At 61.1% G+C, this 17965-nt stretch carries 16 protein-coding genes and 2 pseudogenes; 8 read left to right on the plus strand and 10 right to left on the minus strand.

Annotated features, from left to right (window positions below; all coding sequences use genetic code 11):
- Nucleotides 1-2: 2 nt before the first annotated feature.
- The 5 genes from PKE98_RS10270 to PKE98_RS10290 form a co-directional block, all read right to left on the minus strand.
- Nucleotides 3-1556 carry an FAD-dependent oxidoreductase gene (locus PKE98_RS10270; protein WP_271195181.1) on the minus strand — a complete coding sequence of 518 codons (1554 nt, stop codon included), beginning with the start codon at nucleotides 1554-1556 and terminating at the stop codon, nucleotides 3-5.
- 25 nt (nucleotides 1557-1581) lie between these two features.
- Nucleotides 1582-1773: a DUF6021 family protein gene (locus PKE98_RS10275; protein ID WP_271195182.1), complete on the minus strand. Its 192-nt coding sequence runs from the start codon at nucleotides 1771-1773 to the stop codon at nucleotides 1582-1584.
- A gap of 15 nt (nucleotides 1774-1788) precedes the next feature.
- Complete coding sequence (locus tag PKE98_RS10280; protein WP_271195183.1) at nucleotides 1789-2292, minus strand: DUF4142 domain-containing protein; 504 nt, start codon at nucleotides 2290-2292, stop codon at nucleotides 1789-1791.
- Between the two features lie 104 nt (nucleotides 2293-2396).
- The gene (locus PKE98_RS10285; RefSeq protein ID WP_271195184.1) at nucleotides 2397-2612 is read right to left on the minus strand and encodes a hypothetical protein; all 216 of its coding nucleotides are present in this window, start codon (nucleotides 2610-2612) and stop codon (nucleotides 2397-2399) included.
- 144 nt (nucleotides 2613-2756) lie between these two features.
- On the minus strand, nucleotides 2757-2960 hold the full coding sequence (locus tag PKE98_RS10290) for a hypothetical protein (RefSeq protein ID WP_271195185.1): 204 nt from the start codon (nucleotides 2958-2960) through the stop codon (nucleotides 2757-2759).
- 669 nt (nucleotides 2961-3629) lie between these two features.
- Between PKE98_RS10290 and PKE98_RS27085 the strand changes: the two are divergent.
- A pseudogene (locus PKE98_RS27085) lies at nucleotides 3630-4400 on the plus strand (MCP four helix bundle domain-containing protein); the annotation flags it as partial.
- Between the two features lie 102 nt (nucleotides 4401-4502).
- Nucleotides 4503-5258 (plus strand): methyl-accepting chemotaxis protein, encoded by a 756-nt coding sequence (locus tag PKE98_RS27090; protein WP_373877842.1) that lies wholly within the window; start codon nucleotides 4503-4505, stop codon nucleotides 5256-5258.
- Between the two features lie 84 nt (nucleotides 5259-5342).
- Here the strand turns inward: PKE98_RS27090 and PKE98_RS10300 are convergent, their stop codons facing one another.
- The 3 genes and pseudogenes from PKE98_RS10300 to PKE98_RS27100 all read right to left on the minus strand — a co-directional run.
- Nucleotides 5343-5939, minus strand: coding sequence for an NADPH-dependent FMN reductase (locus tag PKE98_RS10300; RefSeq protein WP_271195187.1), 597 nt, complete (start codon nucleotides 5937-5939; stop codon nucleotides 5343-5345).
- A 174-nt stretch (nucleotides 5940-6113) separates the two neighbouring features.
- Nucleotides 6114-6869, minus strand: coding sequence for a methyl-accepting chemotaxis protein (locus tag PKE98_RS27095; protein ID WP_445009280.1), 756 nt, complete (start codon nucleotides 6867-6869; stop codon nucleotides 6114-6116).
- A 102-nt stretch (nucleotides 6870-6971) separates the two neighbouring features.
- Nucleotides 6972-8255: pseudogene (locus PKE98_RS27100) on the minus strand (PDC sensor domain-containing protein); the annotation flags it as partial.
- A gap of 415 nt (nucleotides 8256-8670) precedes the next feature.
- On the opposite strand from PKE98_RS27100, the gene ctpM reads away from it, so the two are divergent.
- A complete protein-coding gene (ctpM, locus tag PKE98_RS27350) occupies nucleotides 8671-10326 on the plus strand; it encodes a methyl-accepting chemotaxis protein CtpM (RefSeq protein ID WP_507763567.1) in 1656 nt (551 codons plus the stop codon).
- A 133-nt stretch (nucleotides 10327-10459) separates the two neighbouring features.
- Here the strand turns inward: ctpM and PKE98_RS10315 are convergent, their stop codons facing one another.
- Nucleotides 10460-11623 carry a phage tail sheath family protein gene (locus PKE98_RS10315; RefSeq protein WP_271195189.1) on the minus strand — a complete coding sequence of 388 codons (1164 nt, stop codon included), beginning with the start codon at nucleotides 11621-11623 and terminating at the stop codon, nucleotides 10460-10462.
- 216 nt (nucleotides 11624-11839) lie between these two features.
- On the opposite strand from PKE98_RS10315, the gene PKE98_RS10320 reads away from it, so the two are divergent.
- From PKE98_RS10320 to PKE98_RS10335, 4 genes are all read left to right on the plus strand, one after another.
- The gene (locus tag PKE98_RS10320) at nucleotides 11840-12082 is read left to right on the plus strand and encodes a hypothetical protein (RefSeq protein ID WP_271195190.1); all 243 of its coding nucleotides are present in this window, start codon (nucleotides 11840-11842) and stop codon (nucleotides 12080-12082) included.
- A 60-nt stretch (nucleotides 12083-12142) separates the two neighbouring features.
- Nucleotides 12143-13051 carry a non-homologous end joining protein Ku gene (gene ku / locus PKE98_RS10325; protein ID WP_271195191.1) on the plus strand — a complete coding sequence of 303 codons (909 nt, stop codon included), beginning with the start codon at nucleotides 12143-12145 and terminating at the stop codon, nucleotides 13049-13051.
- Nucleotides 13052-13069: 18 nt separating this feature from the next.
- Nucleotides 13070-15592, plus strand: coding sequence for a DNA ligase D (ligD, locus tag PKE98_RS10330; protein WP_271195192.1), 2523 nt, complete (start codon nucleotides 13070-13072; stop codon nucleotides 15590-15592).
- Between the two features lie 129 nt (nucleotides 15593-15721).
- On the plus strand, nucleotides 15722-16579 hold the full coding sequence (locus PKE98_RS10335; protein WP_271195193.1) for an SDR family oxidoreductase: 858 nt from the start codon (nucleotides 15722-15724) through the stop codon (nucleotides 16577-16579).
- Here the strand turns inward: PKE98_RS10335 and PKE98_RS10340 are convergent.
- Nucleotides 16576-17079: a hypothetical protein gene (locus PKE98_RS10340; RefSeq protein WP_271195194.1), complete on the minus strand. Its 504-nt coding sequence runs from the start codon at nucleotides 17077-17079 to the stop codon at nucleotides 16576-16578. The two genes, PKE98_RS10335 and PKE98_RS10340, sit on opposite strands and share 4 nt — an antisense overlap.
- Nucleotides 17080-17247: 168 nt before the next feature.
- On the opposite strand from PKE98_RS10340, the gene PKE98_RS10345 reads away from it, so the two are divergent.
- On the plus strand, nucleotides 17248-17883 hold the full coding sequence (locus PKE98_RS10345) for a response regulator transcription factor (protein WP_271195195.1): 636 nt from the start codon (nucleotides 17248-17250) through the stop codon (nucleotides 17881-17883).
- Nucleotides 17884-17965: the final 82 nt, after the last annotated feature.

A 17965-nucleotide genomic window follows, 5' to 3' on the forward strand; every position in this document is an offset into this window, starting at 1 on the left:
ATTCAGGCCGCCGCAGCGGCTCGAATCAACCCCAGCGCCTCGTCCACCGTTAACGGTTCACGCAGGCGCTCTGCCAACAGCGCGGCCAGCGCTTCCTGCTGACACGTCACCACACCTTCCACCTTGCCCTCGGTGCACAGCAACGCGACAAAGTGCAGGTTAACCAGGTCGCCTTCAATCACCGTTTCTTCCCAATCACTGGCAAGGCCCAGGTAGTCGAAGCGTTTGCCGAAGTGCTGGGTCCAGAAAAACGGTACGCCTTCATACGCCACTTCGGTGCCGAGCATATTCTGCGCCGCCACCCGTGCATGTTGCTGTGCAACGCGCCAATGCTCGATACGCAGGTGCTCGTCAGCCAAGGGAAAGCGCGCAATATCACCGGCGGCCCACAGGCCAGGCGCCGCACGCATATGCTGGTCTACCGCCAAGGCGCCGTCCTCACACAGTCGCAGCCCGTGGAGCAAATCCGTGGCCGGGCTCACGCCCACGCCCAGCAACACCAGGTCGGCGGCAATCCGTTCGCCACAGGCCAGGCGGACTGCTTGCACCTGTTGATCGTCCACGGCATGGCCACTTTCGAAACTCACGGCCTCTTCCCCCACGCGAAACACAACGCCGTTGCTTTCATGCAGCAGGCGGATCGCGCGACCGATCTCCAGGCCAAATTGCTTGGCAAACGGCACTTCATGGCGGGCAATCACGGTCACGCTCAGCCCACGTTTGCGCAACGCGCTGGCCGCTTCCAAACCAATAAAACTGTCGCCGATGACCACGGCCCGGTCACCGGGCTGGGTGGCGTGGAGAATATTGGCGGCGTGTGCTCTGGAACGCAGCACGTGCACGTTGTGCAACTGGGCGCCGGGCACATCAAGGGTCTTGGGTTCGGCGCCAGTGGCCAGCAAGGCCGAATCGTAGCGGTACTGGCGACCATCGCTCAGCTCGATTTCGCGCCGCTGGGCATCCACTCTGTGTACGTGCCCATGTACCCGCTCAATGCGCTGCTGCCGGTAAAAATCATCGTCTTTCAGGTCCGGAATCTGCGCCGGCGCCATCTCGCCTGCAATCACAAATTTACTCAGTACGGTGCGGTCGTAGCCGGGCGTTTGCTCGCGATCAATCAGCAGCACACGACCGGCAAAACCATGCTCGCGCAACGCCGAGGCCCCCGCCGTGCCTGCCGCGCCAGCACCTACCACCACGAAAAGACGCGTATCGGCTTCGCTGCGTGGTGCAGCCTCGGGTGGTAGCGGCTGGTCGTCCACATACACCTGGCCGTCCTGCAGCGTTACGGCGTAACGTTGCAAGTCTTCCAGGGCAGGCGGCTCGCACACATGACCATCGCTCAGGCGAAACACTGCCTTGTGCCAGGGGCACACAAGCCGTCCGTTACAAACGGCGCCGTCAGCCAACGGCGCGCGGGCATGGGGACACTCGCCCTGATAGGCGCGCACCGTATCGCCCTCGCGCCATAACACGATGGTGTGATCGCCCAGTGTTGCTTGGCTTAGTTGGCCTTCATGCAAATCCGCCAGGCAGGCCACGTAGTGCAAGGTCATTGCGCTCACTCCATTTCAAGACCGGCTACGGTTTTTCGTAAGGCGGGTATTCGTCGCTGGGCGCACGTCGATCGGGGCGTGGGTCCGGCGCATCGTCGGGAATGCGCGGTGGGTGCGGTGGGTCAATCTGCGGGTCGGCGAGGTCCGGCGAGTCCGGGTCGAAGCCCAGGTCCGGATCAATGTGTTTGCCGCCGGTGGCGTTGGGTTGGTGATTCATAGCGGCCTCCCGGGCTTAGTCAGTGTGTTTGGCCTTCAACTGCTTGGCCATTTCCAGGTGATGCTCCAGGGTCGGCAGCGTTTTCTGGGCAAAGGCTTTCAGCTCGGGTTTGTCCGAAGACTCGGCTTCTTTCTTGAATAGCTCGACGGTCTTTTCGTGGGCCATCACCTGGTTGTTGGCGTAGGCCTTGTCAAAGGACTCGTCACGAATTTCCAGCAAGAGTGTTTTCGCTTTGGCCACCAACGAGGCTTCGTCGGGCACTTCAAGGTCTAGCTTTTTCGCCAGGCCCATCAGCTCGGCATTCGCCTTGCTATGGTCAGCTTGCATATGGGTGGCGAATTCACGCACGTCGGTGCTGCTGCTTTTTTCCAGAGCCAGTTTGGCGCTTTCCACTTCATTGATACCGCCTTGAGCGGCGTCCTCGACGAAGGCGTTGGACGTGGCGGCCACGGCGCTGGCCAAGGCGCTGAACGTCAGCACGCAGGCCAGGCCGAGGTGTTTGAGCGGGGAGGTGTTCATGGGCGGTTTTCCACTGTTGCGCGAACAAAGTGTCGCTAAGCAGTGGACGGGAAGGGGGCCCGGAAGGTTTAGATAATTTGCCCAGCGGTAGCCAGGGCGTGCACTCAGGCCCTCTTAAGCCCTTCGCTGGCGACTTCCTGGCGGGCCGCCTGCAGCAGCGTGGCGTCCACATTCAAGCGATGGATAACGTTCAGCAACTGCTGCTTGAGCACCTGATCATTGCTGGCTTCGGCGGCCCGCATCACGGCAATCGCAGCGGTCTCGTTATTGGCGGCGACCTGGTCGAGGGTTTTGCACAGGGTTCGGGTGGTGCGACTCACAAGGGGTAACTCCTGAATTCGAGGCTGCACTGTAAAACGCACATATTGCTGTTTGATGGCTGCCTCGGCCATTTGGGATGCGTTACTGACCTTGCGAGCGTGAATTTGGTTGCAAGAAAAAACGTGGGGCGTAGCCATCACGGTTTACTGCGCCACTTCACCGAGGCCGGCATAGCTCGATAGCAGCACTTCACCCAGGAGCGGGTGCGGTGCTTCCACGCGCTCCTTGAGCTTGTCGGCAAAGCTCATGGCCGAGCCCTGGTCCGAAAAGGAAATGGCCATGCTGCCGGTTTTCACCAGCCAGGTTTCGCGGCTGCCGCTGATCTCTTTTTGCACTGCTATTTCCATGGTTTTTCTCCTGTAACAAGGGTTTGAGTGGGTCAAAAAAAATGCCAACGCGAGGTCGGCAAGTTATCGAGCACGCACACACATTGCGTGTCTGCAGAGTGCCCCGGCTATGTGACGAAATGATGATGGGCTGCCGAGTGGCCTTACATAGCCCTGACGAGCAAGCGAGCTACGCTGTAGCGGACCTCGTGGTATCTGTGCCAATGCGTGGGGAGTGAGGGCTGGTACCTTTCAGTACATCCATATTTGCTACAGGGAAAGTGACGCAATGAAACCATTCCATGCCTTGAGGGTTGGTGTTTCGAAGTAGATTAAAAGCCTTGCCGCTTTTGTAGGAGCGACCTTGGTCGCGAACCCTGTAAAAGGTGATTCGCGACCTGCGTTTGCAGGGTCCGCCAGCAAGCTGGCTCCTACAGATAAACCGCGCACGCCGCCATACATCACTCTCTCGCCCGTTTCCCCGAGAGGTGCCGTGGGAGAAGGGCCGTTGATCTGGCCTCTGGTCATACCCACAGATTGTAGAAAATCCCTACAGCAGCATGGGGCGTTTCGCCTTAAGTGGCGGCCTACGCCTGTCATCTAATTCCGTCCAGCAACACGCATCGGCCAGTCATCGTTTATGGCTTACGTCGGTGCGCTGTGGTTTCCGCACTTTACTGGACGACTCCCATGATTATTCGAAAGCTCAACCTGGCCCAGCGCTCGACGCTGTGTTTCGGCCTGTTTTGTGTGGTGATCGCAAGCCTCGGCCTGGCCGCGCTGCGTCAGGCGAGCACCCTGCACACCGTCGGTACCTACTTTCAGCAGCAAATCGTGCCGGCCGCAAAGGCGTTGGGGGAGCTGGATGCCAACCTCTCGAAAATCAGCGCGGCCAACAGCATTCTGCGCAATGCCATGGAAAGCGAGGCGACCCGCACTGAGGCCTCGGCCGATATTGTCCGGTGGCGTGCAAAAATCAACGACAACCTTTCAACCCTGGCCTCGCTGCCTCTGGGCATCGAGGAGCAGCAGGCACTGGCTAACCTGCGCAGCACCGTCGGGCAGTTTGATCAGGCGCAAGACCAGTACCTGGCATTGGTTGCCCGTGACGACGCACCGGCGGCGGCGCAATTCAGTGCCACTGCGCTGCACGACACCGGTGCTGCGCTGCAAAAGCAGATCACGGCCTTCGTCAACACCACGGACGCGCGTGCCCAGCTTTACAGCAGCAATGCCCGAAGCGCCTATGACGATACCTTTACCTGGGTAATTGGCTCCAACGTGTTCGGCGTGTTGGTGTGCGTTGCGGTGGCCTGGGTGTATACCCGCAGCCTGCTTTTACCGGTGCGCCAGGCCGTGCGTATTGCCGAGCGGATTGCCGCCAACGACTTGAGCGAAGCCATTGTGGTCGATGGCCAGGACGAGATGGCCCGGTTGCTCAAAGCGCTGGCCGCCATGCAGAACAACTTGTGCGACGCGCTGGGCAAAATCAGCGACTCGTCGACGCAACTAGCCGCGACCTCGGAGCAGATGCACCTGATTACCGAGGAGTCTTCCAAAGGCATGGAAGCCCAGGCCAATGAAGTGGAATTGGCTGCCACGGCGGTCACCCAGATGAGCGCGGCCATCGAAGAAGTGGCGCGCAACGCTGCCGGGGCGCTGGATGTCGCCGCACTGACCAGCGAAGCGGCTGACCATGGCTGTGAGCGGGTGGATGAGACGCTTGCCGCTATTGCCCAGATGGTCAACCAGGTACAGGACAGCGCCACCAGCGTGGAGGAATTGGCCACGGTAGCCATTGACGTAAACAAGGTGGTGGCGGCGATTCGCGCTGTTGCCGAACAAACCAACCTATTGGCCCTTAATGCCGCCATTGAAGCGGCACGTGCCGGCGAAAGCGGCCGTGGCTTTGCGGTGGTGGCGGACGAGGTTCGGGCATTGGCCCGGCGCACGCAGGACGCGACCGTGCATATCGAAGAGATGATGGCCAGCATTCAAGGCCGCAGCGGCGCAGCGTTGCAGGCCATGGCGCAAACCAGTGAACAGGCTCAGCGCACTCAGGTGCTGTCTCAGGCGGCTGGCCAGGCGCTGGTGCAGATCAACACGGCCATCGTGCAGATCAATGAGCGCAGTCTGCAAATTGCCACCGCTGCCGAACAACAAGCGCAAGTGGCCCATGAAGTAGACCGGGGCCTGACCAGCATTCGCGATCTCGCCGTGCATTCCACCGTCGGTGCACAGCAAACCACCATTGCCAGCGGCGAACTGTCGTACCTGGCGGGCGACCTGAGCCACTTGGTCAAACGCTTCAAGTTCTAATCCTTAAAATTCTAAGGCTGGCAGAAACAAAAAAACCGCCGTGGCCCGAAGGCTGCGGCGGTTTTTTTAGGGCCAGCGGCGGCCTTACATGCCGTTGGCGAACCCCGGATTGGTCATGTCGATCAACTCACGCACCGGCTTCAGCGCCTGAGCGTACTTGGCCAGAATATCCAGGGTGTAGTCGATACGGTCACGCAGGCGCTGGTCGTCTTCGCTGGCGGCCTGCGGGCCGTTGAGTACGCCGTTGCAGTGGCGTACCAGAATATGTTCCGGCAGGTAGTTCACGCGGCAGTTCTTGTAGCTCGAGGCGCGCATTTCGCTGATCACATACGGGCCGCCCACGGCCGCCGATACGCCTACCAGCAGCCCTGGCTTGTGTGCCAGTTCGGCCTTGCTGGTGTAGATAAAGAAGTTCTTGATGGCCGGGCAGGCCATGCCATTCCACTCCGGCACAATCACGATGACGGCGTCGGCAGCTTTCAATTGTTCGGCGTAGTGCGCCCATGGGCCGGTGTCAGTGGCGGGCCACAGGGGCAGTGGGCCGGTGCCCAGGTCGATAACGGTGCTGGTGGCGGCGCTGGTCAGGTTCAGTTCAATCAAGCGTTGTTGAAGAAAATGGGCGACCTTGGCCGACTGGCTGTCAGTACGGCTGGAGCCAGCAACGATGGCGTAGTTGAGCATCGGCAATTCCTTGGTGATGAGGGGCGAGATAGACAGCGCGCAGGCTAGCGAGTGGCGGCGTGGCGGGCAAGGGGCGGCGCGTCAGGGCGGTGGGCCGATGGCGCCATGCCGGGGTGGTGTGCGTGGAGTCGCCTCCTAACCCTCTCCCGCGAGGGAGAGGGGGGAGGGCAGCGATCAGACGCGAAACTGATCCATCAACGCCTGCTGATGGTTGGCCAGGCGATTCAACGCCTGGCTCACCTGTGCCGACTCATCGGCTTGCGCCGAAATCGATTCAGTCACGTCGCGAATCGAGGCCACGTTGCGGTTGATCTCTTCGGCCACCGAGCTTTGTTCCTCCGCCGCACTGGCAATCTGCAGGTTCATATCGGTGATCACGCCCACGGCATTGCTGATGCGCTGCAACGCACTGACGGCCAATTCCACCTGCTGCACGCTGGCCTGGGCCTGGCGATGGCTGCTGCCCATGCTGCTGACCACCTCGCGGGTGCCGCTTTGCAGGCCCTCGATCACCTGGCGAATTTCTTCCACCGAATCTTGCGTGCGTTTGGCCAGGTTACGCACCTCATCGGCCACCACCGCAAAGCCGCGCCCGGCTTCCCCGGCACGCGCCGCTTCAATGGCTGCGTTCAAGGCCAGGAGGTTGGTCTGCTCGGCAATCGAGCGAATGACTTCCAGCACCGAGCCGATCTGCTGACTGCTACTGGCCAGGCCCTGGACTTCTTCCATGGCCACGTTCATTTCATTGGCCAGCAGCTCGATGGCGTTAGTGGTCTGGCCGATAACGCCGAGGCCCTCACGGGTGGCATCGTCGGCGCTACGGGCAGCGTCGGCCGCCTGGGCGGCGTTATGGGCGACGTCCTGGGCGGTGGCGCTCATTTCCTGGAAGGCGGTGGCCACCTGGTCGACTTCACGGTATTGCTGCTGCATGCCAGAGCTGGTCTGGCGGGCAATGGCCGATGACTGATCGGCCGTGCCGCGGGCGTCCTGCACGGAGTTTTTCACGTCGGCAATAATCGGCTGCAGCTTGTCGAGGAAGCGGTTGAACCAGCCCGCCAGTTCGCCCAGTTCGTCGCGCTTGGCGTAGTCGAGGCGGCGTGTCAGGTCGCCTTCACCTGTAGCGATGTTCTGCAACATGGCGGCTACGCCGAGAATAGGCCGGGTCACGCCCCGGGCGGTCAGCCACATCAACAGCAAGCCGAGCACCACGGCAACCAGGCCGCCGACCAGGGAGAACACGCTGTCACCGGTGCGGCGGCTGTCCAGTTCGGCTTCGAGTTTTTTCGCCGGTACCGTCAGTACTTTTTCCGGAACCTCGATCAACACGCTCCACGGCTTGGATTCGGGAATCGGCAGCAGCGGTTCCAGCACCTGCAGCATGTCGCCTTCGTGCACTACCTGTGAGGTGGCGCTGGCGGTCAGCCGTGCCAGCTCATTGCCATGCTCACCAAAGGCAGCGCTCAGCGGCTTGCCCAGCACCGACGGGTCGCGGCTGTGGCCGGCGAACAGGCCCAGCGGGCTGATGATGCTGACGTGGCCCTGGCCGTCGTACAGCTCTTTATTGGCCTTGGTGCTGATCTCTTGCAGGCTGGACAGGCTGATATCCACGCCCACCACACCCACCACCTTGCCATCCACTTCCACCGGGAAGGCGATGCTGGTCATAAGGGTTTTGACCTTGTCGACTTCGTCGATATAGGGGTCCAGTACGCAGGGTTTCTTGACCGTGAGCGGGCAGGTGAGCCAGGAGTTGTAGGGCGTGCCATTGCTCATCACGGTGGTGTCGTTGAGCAACTCTTCCTTCATCGCCTCCGGTTCCAGCTCGCCGCTGCCAGATTGCGACCAGTACAGGGCGAAACGACCGATGTCATTGCTGCCCAAGGCGTCCTGGCCCACGAACTGAGCGTCCTGGCCATCCAGGCCATCGGGTAGAAACACCACATACAGGCCGAGCAGGTTCGGGTTGCCTTGTAACGCTGTGTGCATTTGTTCCGACAGGTCGGTACGCACCGCGCCCGGCTCGATGCCGTGCGCCTTGGCCTGGCCCATCAGCATTTTCACCTGACGGGTAAAGCCGTTGCCGTACTGATAGGCGTCCATGAAATAACGCTGAATGCGCAGCGACTGGGTTTCCCCGCGCGCCGCCATGCGCTTTTGGGCGGACTCTTGCAGCATTGCCGTGCTGGAGGCCTTTACCACGTCGGCCGTGCTTTTGGACTGGTACAGCGAGGTACCCACCAACAAGGTCACGATGATTAACAGGCAGAGGCCGGCGAGCAGCGTGATTTTCCACTGAATTGAAAGGCGACTGAACATGGGTACTTCCTATGGGGACGTCGGAACGCAGGACGCATATCGGCACACATCGGCGCTTTCTTGATGCGCGACTGTTGTGCGTGGTGCACCGATACCTGCTTGCACATAAGGTTTTGCGAGCCTGGTCATGGCCCACCCAATTTGCAGGCAATAATTATGCACACTTCTGATCGAAATATTGAACGGATATTTATAGAGCATGCTGAGGATTTTTATTGGCAGTGTTTGCGCTTTTGCAGCGCCGGCTTAAAAAGTCCCCGTGTTCGCTTAAAAAGTCGGCTGAATACGTCGCTATGGTCTGAACTGAGTTAACGATGTCGCCTACAGCCGTAACAAAAACCGCCGATACAACAGGACTGCCGTTGCCTGACGGTGCGCTGTTTAAGGAGTGATCATGCGTTTGAAGACCAAAGTCATGCTGCTGGCCCTGGTGCCGGTATTGCTGTTTGCCCTGGTACTCAGCGGTGCCGCCACGCAAGTGCTGCTCAGCCTGGCGGACGGGGAAGTGAAGGAAACCCGCGAACGCCTGATCCAGGAGCGGCAAAAAGAACTGCAGAACTACATGCAGATCGCCCTCGGCTCCGTACAGAGCCTGTATGACGCTGCCGCCCAGGGCGACATGGACAGCCGCGCGCAGGCCATCGTCATTCTGTCGAAGATCAAATACGGCAAAGACGGCTACTTCTTCGGCCATGACGCCAATATCGTTCGCCTGTTTCGCGGCGACAGCCCGGTAGATGTCGGCAAAGTGCTTGCCGACCGCAAAGACCCCAACGGCGTATTTGTGAACCGCGAGCTGTATAACGTCGGCAAAAATGGCAGCGGCTACCTGCGCTACGCCTCGCCATTGCCCACCGATGACAAGGTGCTGGTGCCCAAACTGGCTTACAACGTGTACCTGCCCAAATGGGACATGTCGTTGGGTACGGCCATCAACCTCGATGGTGTTGAAGCCGATGTGGCCAAGGTCCAGGACGCGATCGCCTCGCGCATCAGCACCATCGTCACCAGCATTGTGGTGATAGCACTGGTGTTGCTGGTCATCTTCGGTATCGCCGGCTTGGCGCTGGGCAATGCCTTTTTGCGGCCGTTGCAGCAAATCAAACAGAACCTGGACGACATTGCCGCCGGGGAGGGCGACCTTACGCGCCGCTTGCCGGTGAACAGTCAGGATGAGTTGGGCGAACTGGCCGGCTCCTTCAATGCCTTTGTCGCCAAGATTCACACCCTGGTGCGCCAGATTGTGGAAATGACCGGCCAGCTCACCGGCCTGGTGAGCGAGGTATCAGCACAAACCCAGCGCGCCGATCAGGCCATGGCCAGCCAGCGCCACGAAACCGATCAGGTGGCCACGGCCATCAACGAAATGTCGGCGGCCGCCCACCAGGTGGCACAAAGTGCCCAGGGCGCGGCCTCGGCGGCGCAGAAAACCGATCAGGAAGGCCAGGCGGCAAAAAAGGTGGTGGACGGCAGCATCACCCGTATTCACGCCCTGGTTGGCGATATCCGCACCAGCGGCACCTCGCTCGACAGCCTGCAGCAAGACGTGCAATCGATTGTCAGCGTGCTGGGGGTAATTCGCTCCATTGCCGAGCAAACCAACCTGCTGGCGCTTAACGCCGCCATTGAAGCGGCGCGGGCAGGGGAGGCCGGTCGCGGCTTTGCCGTGGTAGCCGATGAAGTGCGCGCCCTGGCCAGCCGCACCCAGCAGAGCACCCAGGAAATTCAGGGCATGATCGACCGCCTGCAAAAAGGCACCGAAGACGCCGTGACCGCCATGCGCCGCTCCAGCGAAGCGGGCGATGTCACCAGCCAGCAGGCCAACCAGGCCGGTGCGTCGCTGGATGCCATTGCCGAGCTGATCGCCACCATCAATGCCATGAACGCACAGATCGCCAGCGCAGCCGAAGAGCAGACCGCCGTGGCCGAGGAGATCAATCGCAGCGTGCATCAGATTGCCGGCGCCGTGGACCGGGTGGCCGACGAAACCCAGCAGAGCGCGCAGTCGGCCAGAAGCCTGGCAGATCTGGGCAATCGCCTGGGGGCTTTGGTGCGTCAATTCCGAATCTGACGCAAACGCCTTCGCAGAAGCGGGGGCGGCTATTGGATTGTTCGCCCAAAAGGGTAATGCGGCTTGGCAGGCACACCGCCGCGCGCCCTTCGCGAGCGAGCTCGGTCCTACCAAGACGACACCAGGCGCGGCGTTATTCAGGGCGCTGCGTCTGCTGCTGAATCCGCAGCAGCAAAAACTCGGATGGTTTTAGCGGCGCAAAGCCCACCAGCAGGTTGACTACACCGCGAGCCTGGTCCTGCTGCGTGGTGGTCTCGCCGTCGCATTGCACGAAGTACGCCTGCTCCGGCGTTTTGCCTTCAAACGCACCCAGGCGCCACAGCCCGTGCAGAAAGTTCTCAACGCCAAGGCGCAGGTGGCGCCACAGCTCAGCGTTGTTAGGCTCCATCTCGGCCCAGTACGTGCCACGCACCAAGCTCTGTTCCAGAAACAACGCCAGGCGGCGTACGGGGATGTACTTGTACTCATCGGCCTGCGTATCGCTACCCCGTAGCGTGCGTGCCCCCCAGGCCACGCGACCATGGGGCGCGAAGGTGCGCAGAACATTGACTGCCTGCGGGTTGATCTGGCCGTTCTGCATATCGTTTAGCGCCAGTGCCAGGTCTGTCACGCCCAGCAGGTTGGCTTCGCCGCCGGCCGGCGCTTTCCACACGCCACGGGTGGCATCGGTGCGGGCATAGACACCCGCCAGCGTGCCCGAAGGGGCCAGGGTGCGGGGCCGGTCATCGGCCAGCGGGTCGGCGATGCAAACGGCAGGAAAGTAGGTGGCCGCGTTGCACGAGCGGGAGGCGCTGTGGGCCCATTCGGTAATGGTGAACAGGGTGCAGGTCAGCGGCGCATCGACGATATAAAAAGCCTGCTGCGCCTCGCACAGCGCCACACCGGCGGTAATCACGGCGGCTTCTTCGCCGCCAGTCATATGGAAGGTTTCCGGCACCGCCAACAGATTGAAGTCGTGATGGAGCAGGGCGTACAGCCCGGTTTTTTCCTCGGGGTCGCCTATCAACTGTTGGACCCCGACAGGATTGCCGCTGGCGTCGGCCACCCTCACCACCAGCGCATCGCTGCCGCCATTGATATAGAACTGCCGCACGGCGTAGGACACCGGGCTGTCCTGGTGCAGCCCGCCAAACCCACGTTCGAAGTCGCTGAAACTGGACAAGGGCACAGGGGTATTTACCGGCCCGACACCCGTGTAACCGACAAAGGCCGTAACCGCTGTCGGTGCGTAAGCAATGCTGGCCACGCCATGGGCAATTTCTTCCACATAAACTCCTGGATAAACCACCTGAACCATCACCATCTCCTGTCGCGGGCCTTGCTCAGCATAGAAGGCGTGCGCCCGCTCTCCAGCGCGGTGTGCCGCGCACCAGGTGGCTTCCGACCAGCGGGGCCGGCAGCAAATCTGGCGCCTAAACCCTGACGGTTTTTTTTGCCTGCAAACAAAACTGCAACTCTTTTTTCTTCCGGCCGGTCCCAATTGCTGTGAGGCAAACACAAGGGGGCCTTTGCCATGTTCCGCGACTTTGAAACCTGCATCGCCTGGACCGACGCGATGAAAGAGGGCCACAACTACGTCGGCCTGATCGAGTACCAACCCAAGCGCATCGGTGCCGAGGTGCGGGTGCTCTGGGTGATCGTGCCGGGCTGCGTGTGCGAAAACGAAGCCGAAACCGCCGCCGACAACATGCTGCGCGAGATCCGCGATATCAATCAGCTGGACCGCGTGACCTATAGCGATGGGGTGATGTTGTAAGGCCAATATCCGGGCACCGGATATCCGCCACCACCGCGCCCACTACAATCGGAGATCTCCATGCCACGAGCCATCTGGAAAGGCGCCATCAGTTTCGGCCTGGTGCATATCCCTGTAGCGCTGACCTCGGCCACGTCTTCTCACGGCGTGGACTTCGACTGGTTGGACAAGCGCAGCATGGACCCGGTCGGCTACAAGCGCGTCAACAAGGTCACCGGCAAGGAAATCGACAAGGAAAATATCGTCAAGGGCGTCGAGTACGAGAAGGGCCGCTACGTCGTACTCAGCGAAGAAGAAATTCGCGAAGCGCACCCCGCTTCCACCCAGACTATCGATATCTTCTCGTTCGTCGATAGCACGCAAATCCCCCTGCAAAACATCGACACGCCGTATTACCTGAGCCCCGACAAACGCGGCGAGAAGGTGTACGCCTTATTGCGCGAAACCCTTTCCAGCACGCAAAAAGTGGCGCTGGCACTGGTGGTGTTGCACACCCGTCAACACCTGGCGGCGGTGATGCCGATTGAGGATGCCATGGTGCTGGTGATGCTGCGCTGGCCCAGCGAAGTGCGCAGCCTGCAAAGCCTGGAGCTGCCCGCCGGGGTCAGCAACGCCAAGCTCGCCAAGGGCGAACTGGACATGGCCAAGCGGCTGGTCAAGGACATGAGCGGCGACTGGGCGCCGGATGAGTACCAGGACAGCTTTACCGACAAAATCATGCAGCTGGTTGAGCAGAAAGCGCAGCAGGGCAAGATTGCGGCGGTGGAAAAAGTACCGGGCGAAGAAGGGCGGCGCAGTGCCGATGTCATCGACCTCACCGAACTGCTCAAACGCAGCCTGGGCGGCAAACCCGCGGCCGCCGCGAAGAAACCAAAAGCCGCACCCGCCAAGGATGCGCCGGCCAAAACAGCGGCCAGCAAGCCCAAACCCGCCGCTAAAAAAACCACCAAAACCAGCAAGGCGAGTTAAGGCGCCGAGGGCTTGGCCATGAGCGAATACAACCGCAAACGCAACTTCAGCATCACCTCGGAACCGCCCGAAGACACCGCGCGCAAACCGCGCAAAAGCCCAGGCGCGTTGCGGTTTGTGATTCAGAAGCACGACGCCAGCCACCTGCACTACGATTTTCGCCTGGAACTCGACGGCACCCTGAAAAGCTGGGCCATTCCCAAAGGGCCGAGCCTGGACCCGGCCGACAAGCGCCTGGCCGTCCATGTGGAAGACCACCCGCTGGGCTACGCTAATTTCGAAGGCAGCATTCCCAAGGGCCAGTACGGCGCCGGCGACGTGATCGTCTGGGACCACGGCGTGTGGCAACCCCACGGCGATGCGCAGGCCTCCTACAAAGCCGGCAAACTCAAATTCAGCCTGGTAGGTGAAAAGCTGACAGGCGACTGGACCTTGGTCCGCACCCGGCTCAAGGGCAGTGGCGACAAGGAGCAATGGCTGCTCATTAAAGAACGTGACGACGTAGCGCGTCCGGCCAGCGAGTACAGCGTGGTCGATGAGCTGCCAAAGAGCGTGCTGAGCGGTAATCAGGTGGGAAGCGGCAAGAAAACCAAAGCCAAGCCCAGCACGCGCAAAGTGAGCAAGGCCGATACCCAGGCGGCCAATCATCCCCTCGGCGATATTCCCGACACCTTCAAACCGCAACTGGCCACCTTGGTAACGCAGCCGCCCGCCGGCGAATGGGTATACGAGATCAAGTTTGACGGCTATCGCATGCTGGCGCGCATTCAAGGCGGCGAGGTGCGGCTGTTTACTCGCAATGGCCATGACTGGACGACGCGCCTGCCCAAACAAGCCGATGCCTTGCGCGCACTCAAACTTGGCGACTCCTGGCTCGATGGCGAAGTGGTGGTGCTCAACGACGACGGCTTGCCGGATTTTCAGGCCTTGCAAAACGCCTTTGATGCCGACAACGCCCAACCCATTCTTTATTACCTGTTCGACGCTCCTTATCTCAATGGCCAGGACTTACGCCAGGAACCGCTGCAAGCCCGGCGCGACGCGCTGCACAAAGTGCTGAAACAGAAACGCGGGCCGCTACGGTTTTCCAAAGACTTTGTCGCCAACCATGAGGACATCGTGCAAAGCGCCTGCTCCATGCGCCTGGAGGGCGTAATCGGCAAACGGGCCGGCAGCCCTTACGTGTCACGGCGTAGCGACGACTGGATCAAGCTCAAATGCCGCCTGCGCCAAGAGTTTGTGGTCATCGGCTATACCGAGCCAAAAGGCAGCCGCAGCGGTTTTGGGGCCTTGCTCTTGGGCGTGTACGAAGACAGCAAGCTACGCTATGCCGGGCGTGTCGGAACTGGGTTCGATGAACAGCGGCTGCAGCAGTTGCTCAAGCAGATGAACGCCCTCAAGCGCAATGAGTCACCTCTGGCCAAACCCTTGAGTGCGGCGCTCGCCCGTGGGGTGCAGTGGCTGAAGCCGAGCCTGGTGGCTGAAGTGGAATTTGCCGAATGGACGCGCGAAGGCGTGGTGCGCCAGGCCTCGTTTATTGCCGAACGCACCGACAAACCCGCCAAACAAATCAACCGTGAGCAGGCCGTTTCACCGCCTGCCGCTACGCCCACGAAGGGCAAAAAGAAAGCAGCCAGCAACGGAAGGCAAACCATGGACGAGGTTTCGGTGAGTCACCCTGAGCGGGTGATCGATGCGCAGAGCGGCACGCAGAAAATCGAGTTGGCGCAGTTCTATCACGACATCGGCCAGTGGATTCTGCCGCATTTGCAAGGCCGCCCGGTGTCGCTGCTGCGTGCACCAGACGGCGTGGAGGGCGAGCAGTTTTTTCAGAAGCATGCCCAGCACCTGGCCATTCCCCATATCACCCATCTGGACAAGAAAATCGATCCCGGCCATGCCGAGCTGATGCAGATCGACAGCCTGCCGGCCTTGATCGGTGCTGTGCAGATGGGCTGCATCGAACTGCACACCTGGGGCGCCAGCAGCGCCACGGTCGACAAACCCGACCGACTGATTCTCGACCTCGACCCGGACCCGGCGCTGCCCTGGCGCAGCATGCTGGAGGCCACCAACCTGACCCTGGCCGTGCTCGATGAACTGGGCCTTGAGGCCTGGCTGAAAACCAGTGGCGGCAAGGGGTTGCATATTGTGGTGCCGCTGGCCAAAAGCGCCGGTTGGGACACGGTGAAGGGGTTTGCCAAAGCATTGGCCACCTTTATGACCAAACAGATTCCCGAGCGGTTTACCGACAAGATGGGCCCGCAGAACCGGGTGGGCAAAATCTTTGTCGACTACCTGCGCAACCAGCGTGGGGCCAGCACCGCCAGCGCCTATTCCGTGCGCGCCCGGCCGGGTCTGGGTGTCTCCACCCCCATTCGCCGTGACGAGCTCAATGAGCTGAAAAGCGCAGCGCAATGGACCCTCGACAACCTGCGTGAACGGCTCGATGGCCTCAAGCAAGATCCTTGGCACGACTACCACAACAAGCAGCGCATCACCCGCGCGCACTGGAAAAAGCTCGGCGCCGAGCCGGTGTGAGCCCCTAAAGGGCGTAGGGCGAATATCGCCGCAGGCGATATCCGCCGTTGCCTCACAACGATGAATCGCATCGGCGAATAGCCGTTACCCGGATATTCGCCCCACGTCCCCGCCAAATCGGAGTACCCAATGAGCGACGAGCAAACCCTCCCAGCCCAACACCAAACCGAGCAACCGGGCAGCGAAACCCAGATGCAGCCGCAGCCCGAAAGCATCAACGAGTACTACCAGGCCGCCCGCAAACTGGAGGGGTTGGTGGCTATCGTCACCGGCGGCGACAGCGGCATTGGCCGCGCTGTAGCGCTGCACTTTGCCCGCGAAGGCGCCAATGTGGCGATTGTCTACCTCGATGAGCACGACGATGCCGCCGCCACTCGCGATCAGATCCACGCCATGGGCCGCGGCTGCCTGCTGTTTGCCGGCGATGCGGCGGATAAGGATTTCTGCAAGGGCGTGGTTGATAACTGCCTGGCTGAGTGGAAACGCTTAGATGTTCTAGTGAACAACGCTGGCGAGCAGCATCCGCAGGACAACCTCGAAGACATCAGCGAAGAACAGTGGGAGCAGACATTCCGCACCAATATCTTCGCCATGTTCCAGCTGACCAAAGCCGTGCTGCCGCACCTCAATGCCGGGGCGAGCATCATCAACACCACATCTATAACCGCCTACAAAGGCAACGCCACCTTGCTGGACTATTCCTCCACCAAGGGCGCCATCACCTCGTTCACCCGCTCCCTGGCGTTGAACCTGGCCAAGCGTGGCATCCGGGTAAATGCCGTGGCGCCGGGGCCGATCTGGACACCGCTGATTCCCTCGACCTTCACTGCCGAAAAGGTCGCCCAGTTCGGCAGCAACACGCCGATGGGACGGCCCGGACAGCCCTCGGAAGTGGCGCCGGCCTATGTATACCTGGCCAGCGCCGATTCAAGTTATGTGAGCGGGCAGGTGATTCATGTGAATGGCGGCACGGTGGTTAACGGTTAAACCGGCAAGGCGCCGGCCCGCTGCCCGCGCAAGCGCAGCAATTGGTACGCCAACCCCAGCACAAATATGCCGAAGGCAATGCCGATCGCCAGTTTTACCTCGGGCGAGTCCGGCCCGTGGCCGATCGGGTTGCCCACCGGCAAGCGCGACAGGCTTTCGTTCAGGCCCGGAATCATCAGCACCAGATAGCTGAAGGTCATGCTCGCGGTTTGCAGGTAGTCGCGCGCATTGCCCAGCCGTTGCACGGCCATAACATGGCGACCGAAGAAGATCGCCGCCAAGGCGATGATGCCCAGCGCATGGCCACTGTTGAAACCGCCCGTGCTGGACAGGCCGAAGGCACTGAACACCGAGCCCAGCATGCCGTACAGATACCAATCGCCAATGCGGCTGTGGGGCTCGATGCGCCCGGCGCGAACAAACCCGTAAGCGCCGGCAACCACCGGCACCACGCTGATGGCGGTATGAATGGTGCCCAGAAATGAAAGTGAACTGGCCATCGCTGATTACCCCTGTGGGTGGCTGTGAACGACTGTGGCCGGTACTGCTGGCAGGTGTGGCCTGCGCCGGTATTAGCGACTATAAGAAGCGTGGCACGGCGTCACCATTCTACGAAGGGGCGTCGGGCTCATACGTGGGTATAGGTGCCAACCGACCGGGAAGCCGTGATGCCGCAAGATCAAGAACTGGTGCATATCATCGATGACGACGAGGGGCTGCGCAGTGCCCTCGACAGCCTGTTTCGTTCGGTGGGCATAAGCACCCGGCAATACGGGTCGACGCAAGCGTTTCTCGCGGCCGAGCGCCCGGACTGCCCAGCGTGCCTGGTGCTGGATGTGCGCTTGCCCGGCCAGAGCGGGCTGGATTTTCAGAGCCAGTTGCAGGCGTTGCAGATCAACCTGCCGGTGGTGTTCATGACCGGTCACGGCGATATCGCCATGTCGGTGCGCGGCATGAAAGCCGGTGCCGTGGACTTTCTCGCCAAACCCTTTCGCGACCAGGACATGCTCGATGCCGTGGCGGCCGCGTTGGCCCGCAACCGCCAGCAGCGTGCCCTGGGGCGCAGCAGCGCGCAATTGCGCGAACGCTTTGCCAGCTTGAGCCCGCGTGAGCGGCAGGTGATGGCGCTGGTAACGACCGGCAAAATGAACAAGCAGGTCGCCGGCGTGCTCGGCCTCAGTGAAATCACGGTGAAGATTCACCGCGGTCACGCCATGCAGAAAATGCAGGCACGCTCGCTGGCCGAGCTGGTGAAAATGGCCGGTGAACTGCAGTTGCAGGCGGACGGCGAGCCGGCCACCTAAACCTGCGTATGATGTTCAGCATGCCGTGGCTGGCCCATGCTGGCGTTCAGTGGCGAGACAACTCGCGCTCGCCCAGGTATTT

This window comes from Pseudomonas turukhanskensis (assembly GCF_027922365.1).
Lineage (GTDB): Bacteria > Pseudomonadota > Gammaproteobacteria > Pseudomonadales > Pseudomonadaceae > Aquipseudomonas > Aquipseudomonas turukhanskensis.

Bases quoted from the DNA above. Each gene is read 5' to 3' on its own strand.
- PKE98_RS10275 (WP_271195182.1), bottom strand. From the start codon at position 1,773: ATGAATCACCAACCCAACGCCACCGGCGGCAAACACATTGATCCGGAC.
- PKE98_RS10300 (WP_271195187.1), bottom strand. From the start codon at position 5,939: ATGCTCAACTACGCCATCGTTGCTGGCTCCAGCCGTACTGACAGCCAG.
- PKE98_RS27095 (WP_445009280.1), bottom strand. From the start codon at position 6,869: ATGCAGCAGCAATACCGTGAAGTCGACCAGGTGGCCACCGCCTTCCAG.
- ligD (WP_271195192.1), top strand. From the start codon at position 13,070: ATGAGCGAATACAACCGCAAACGCAACTTCAGCATCACCTCGGAACCG.
- PKE98_RS10315 (WP_271195189.1), bottom strand. From the start codon at position 11,623: ATGGTTCAGGTGGTTTATCCAGGAGTTTATGTGGAAGAAATTGCCCAT.
- PKE98_RS10280 (WP_271195183.1), bottom strand. From the start codon at position 2,292: ATGAACACCTCCCCGCTCAAACACCTCGGCCTGGCCTGCGTGCTGACG.
- PKE98_RS10290 (WP_271195185.1), bottom strand. From the start codon at position 2,960: ATGGAAATAGCAGTGCAAAAAGAGATCAGCGGCAGCCGCGAAACCTGG.
- PKE98_RS27090 (WP_373877842.1), top strand. From the start codon at position 4,503: ATGGAAGCCCAGGCCAATGAAGTGGAATTGGCTGCCACGGCGGTCACC.
- PKE98_RS10340 (WP_271195194.1), bottom strand. From the start codon at position 17,079: ATGGCCAGTTCACTTTCATTTCTGGGCACCATTCATACCGCCATCAGC.
- PKE98_RS10335 (WP_271195193.1), top strand. From the start codon at position 15,722: ATGAGCGACGAGCAAACCCTCCCAGCCCAACACCAAACCGAGCAACCG.
- ku (WP_271195191.1), top strand. From the start codon at position 12,143: ATGCCACGAGCCATCTGGAAAGGCGCCATCAGTTTCGGCCTGGTGCAT.
- PKE98_RS10345 (WP_271195195.1), top strand. From the start codon at position 17,248: ATGCCGCAAGATCAAGAACTGGTGCATATCATCGATGACGACGAGGGG.
- PKE98_RS10320 (WP_271195190.1), top strand. From the start codon at position 11,840: ATGTTCCGCGACTTTGAAACCTGCATCGCCTGGACCGACGCGATGAAA.
- PKE98_RS10270 (WP_271195181.1), bottom strand. From the start codon at position 1,556: ATGACCTTGCACTACGTGGCCTGCCTGGCGGATTTGCATGAAGGCCAA.
- ctpM (WP_507763567.1), top strand. From the start codon at position 8,671: ATGCTGCTGGCCCTGGTGCCGGTATTGCTGTTTGCCCTGGTACTCAGC.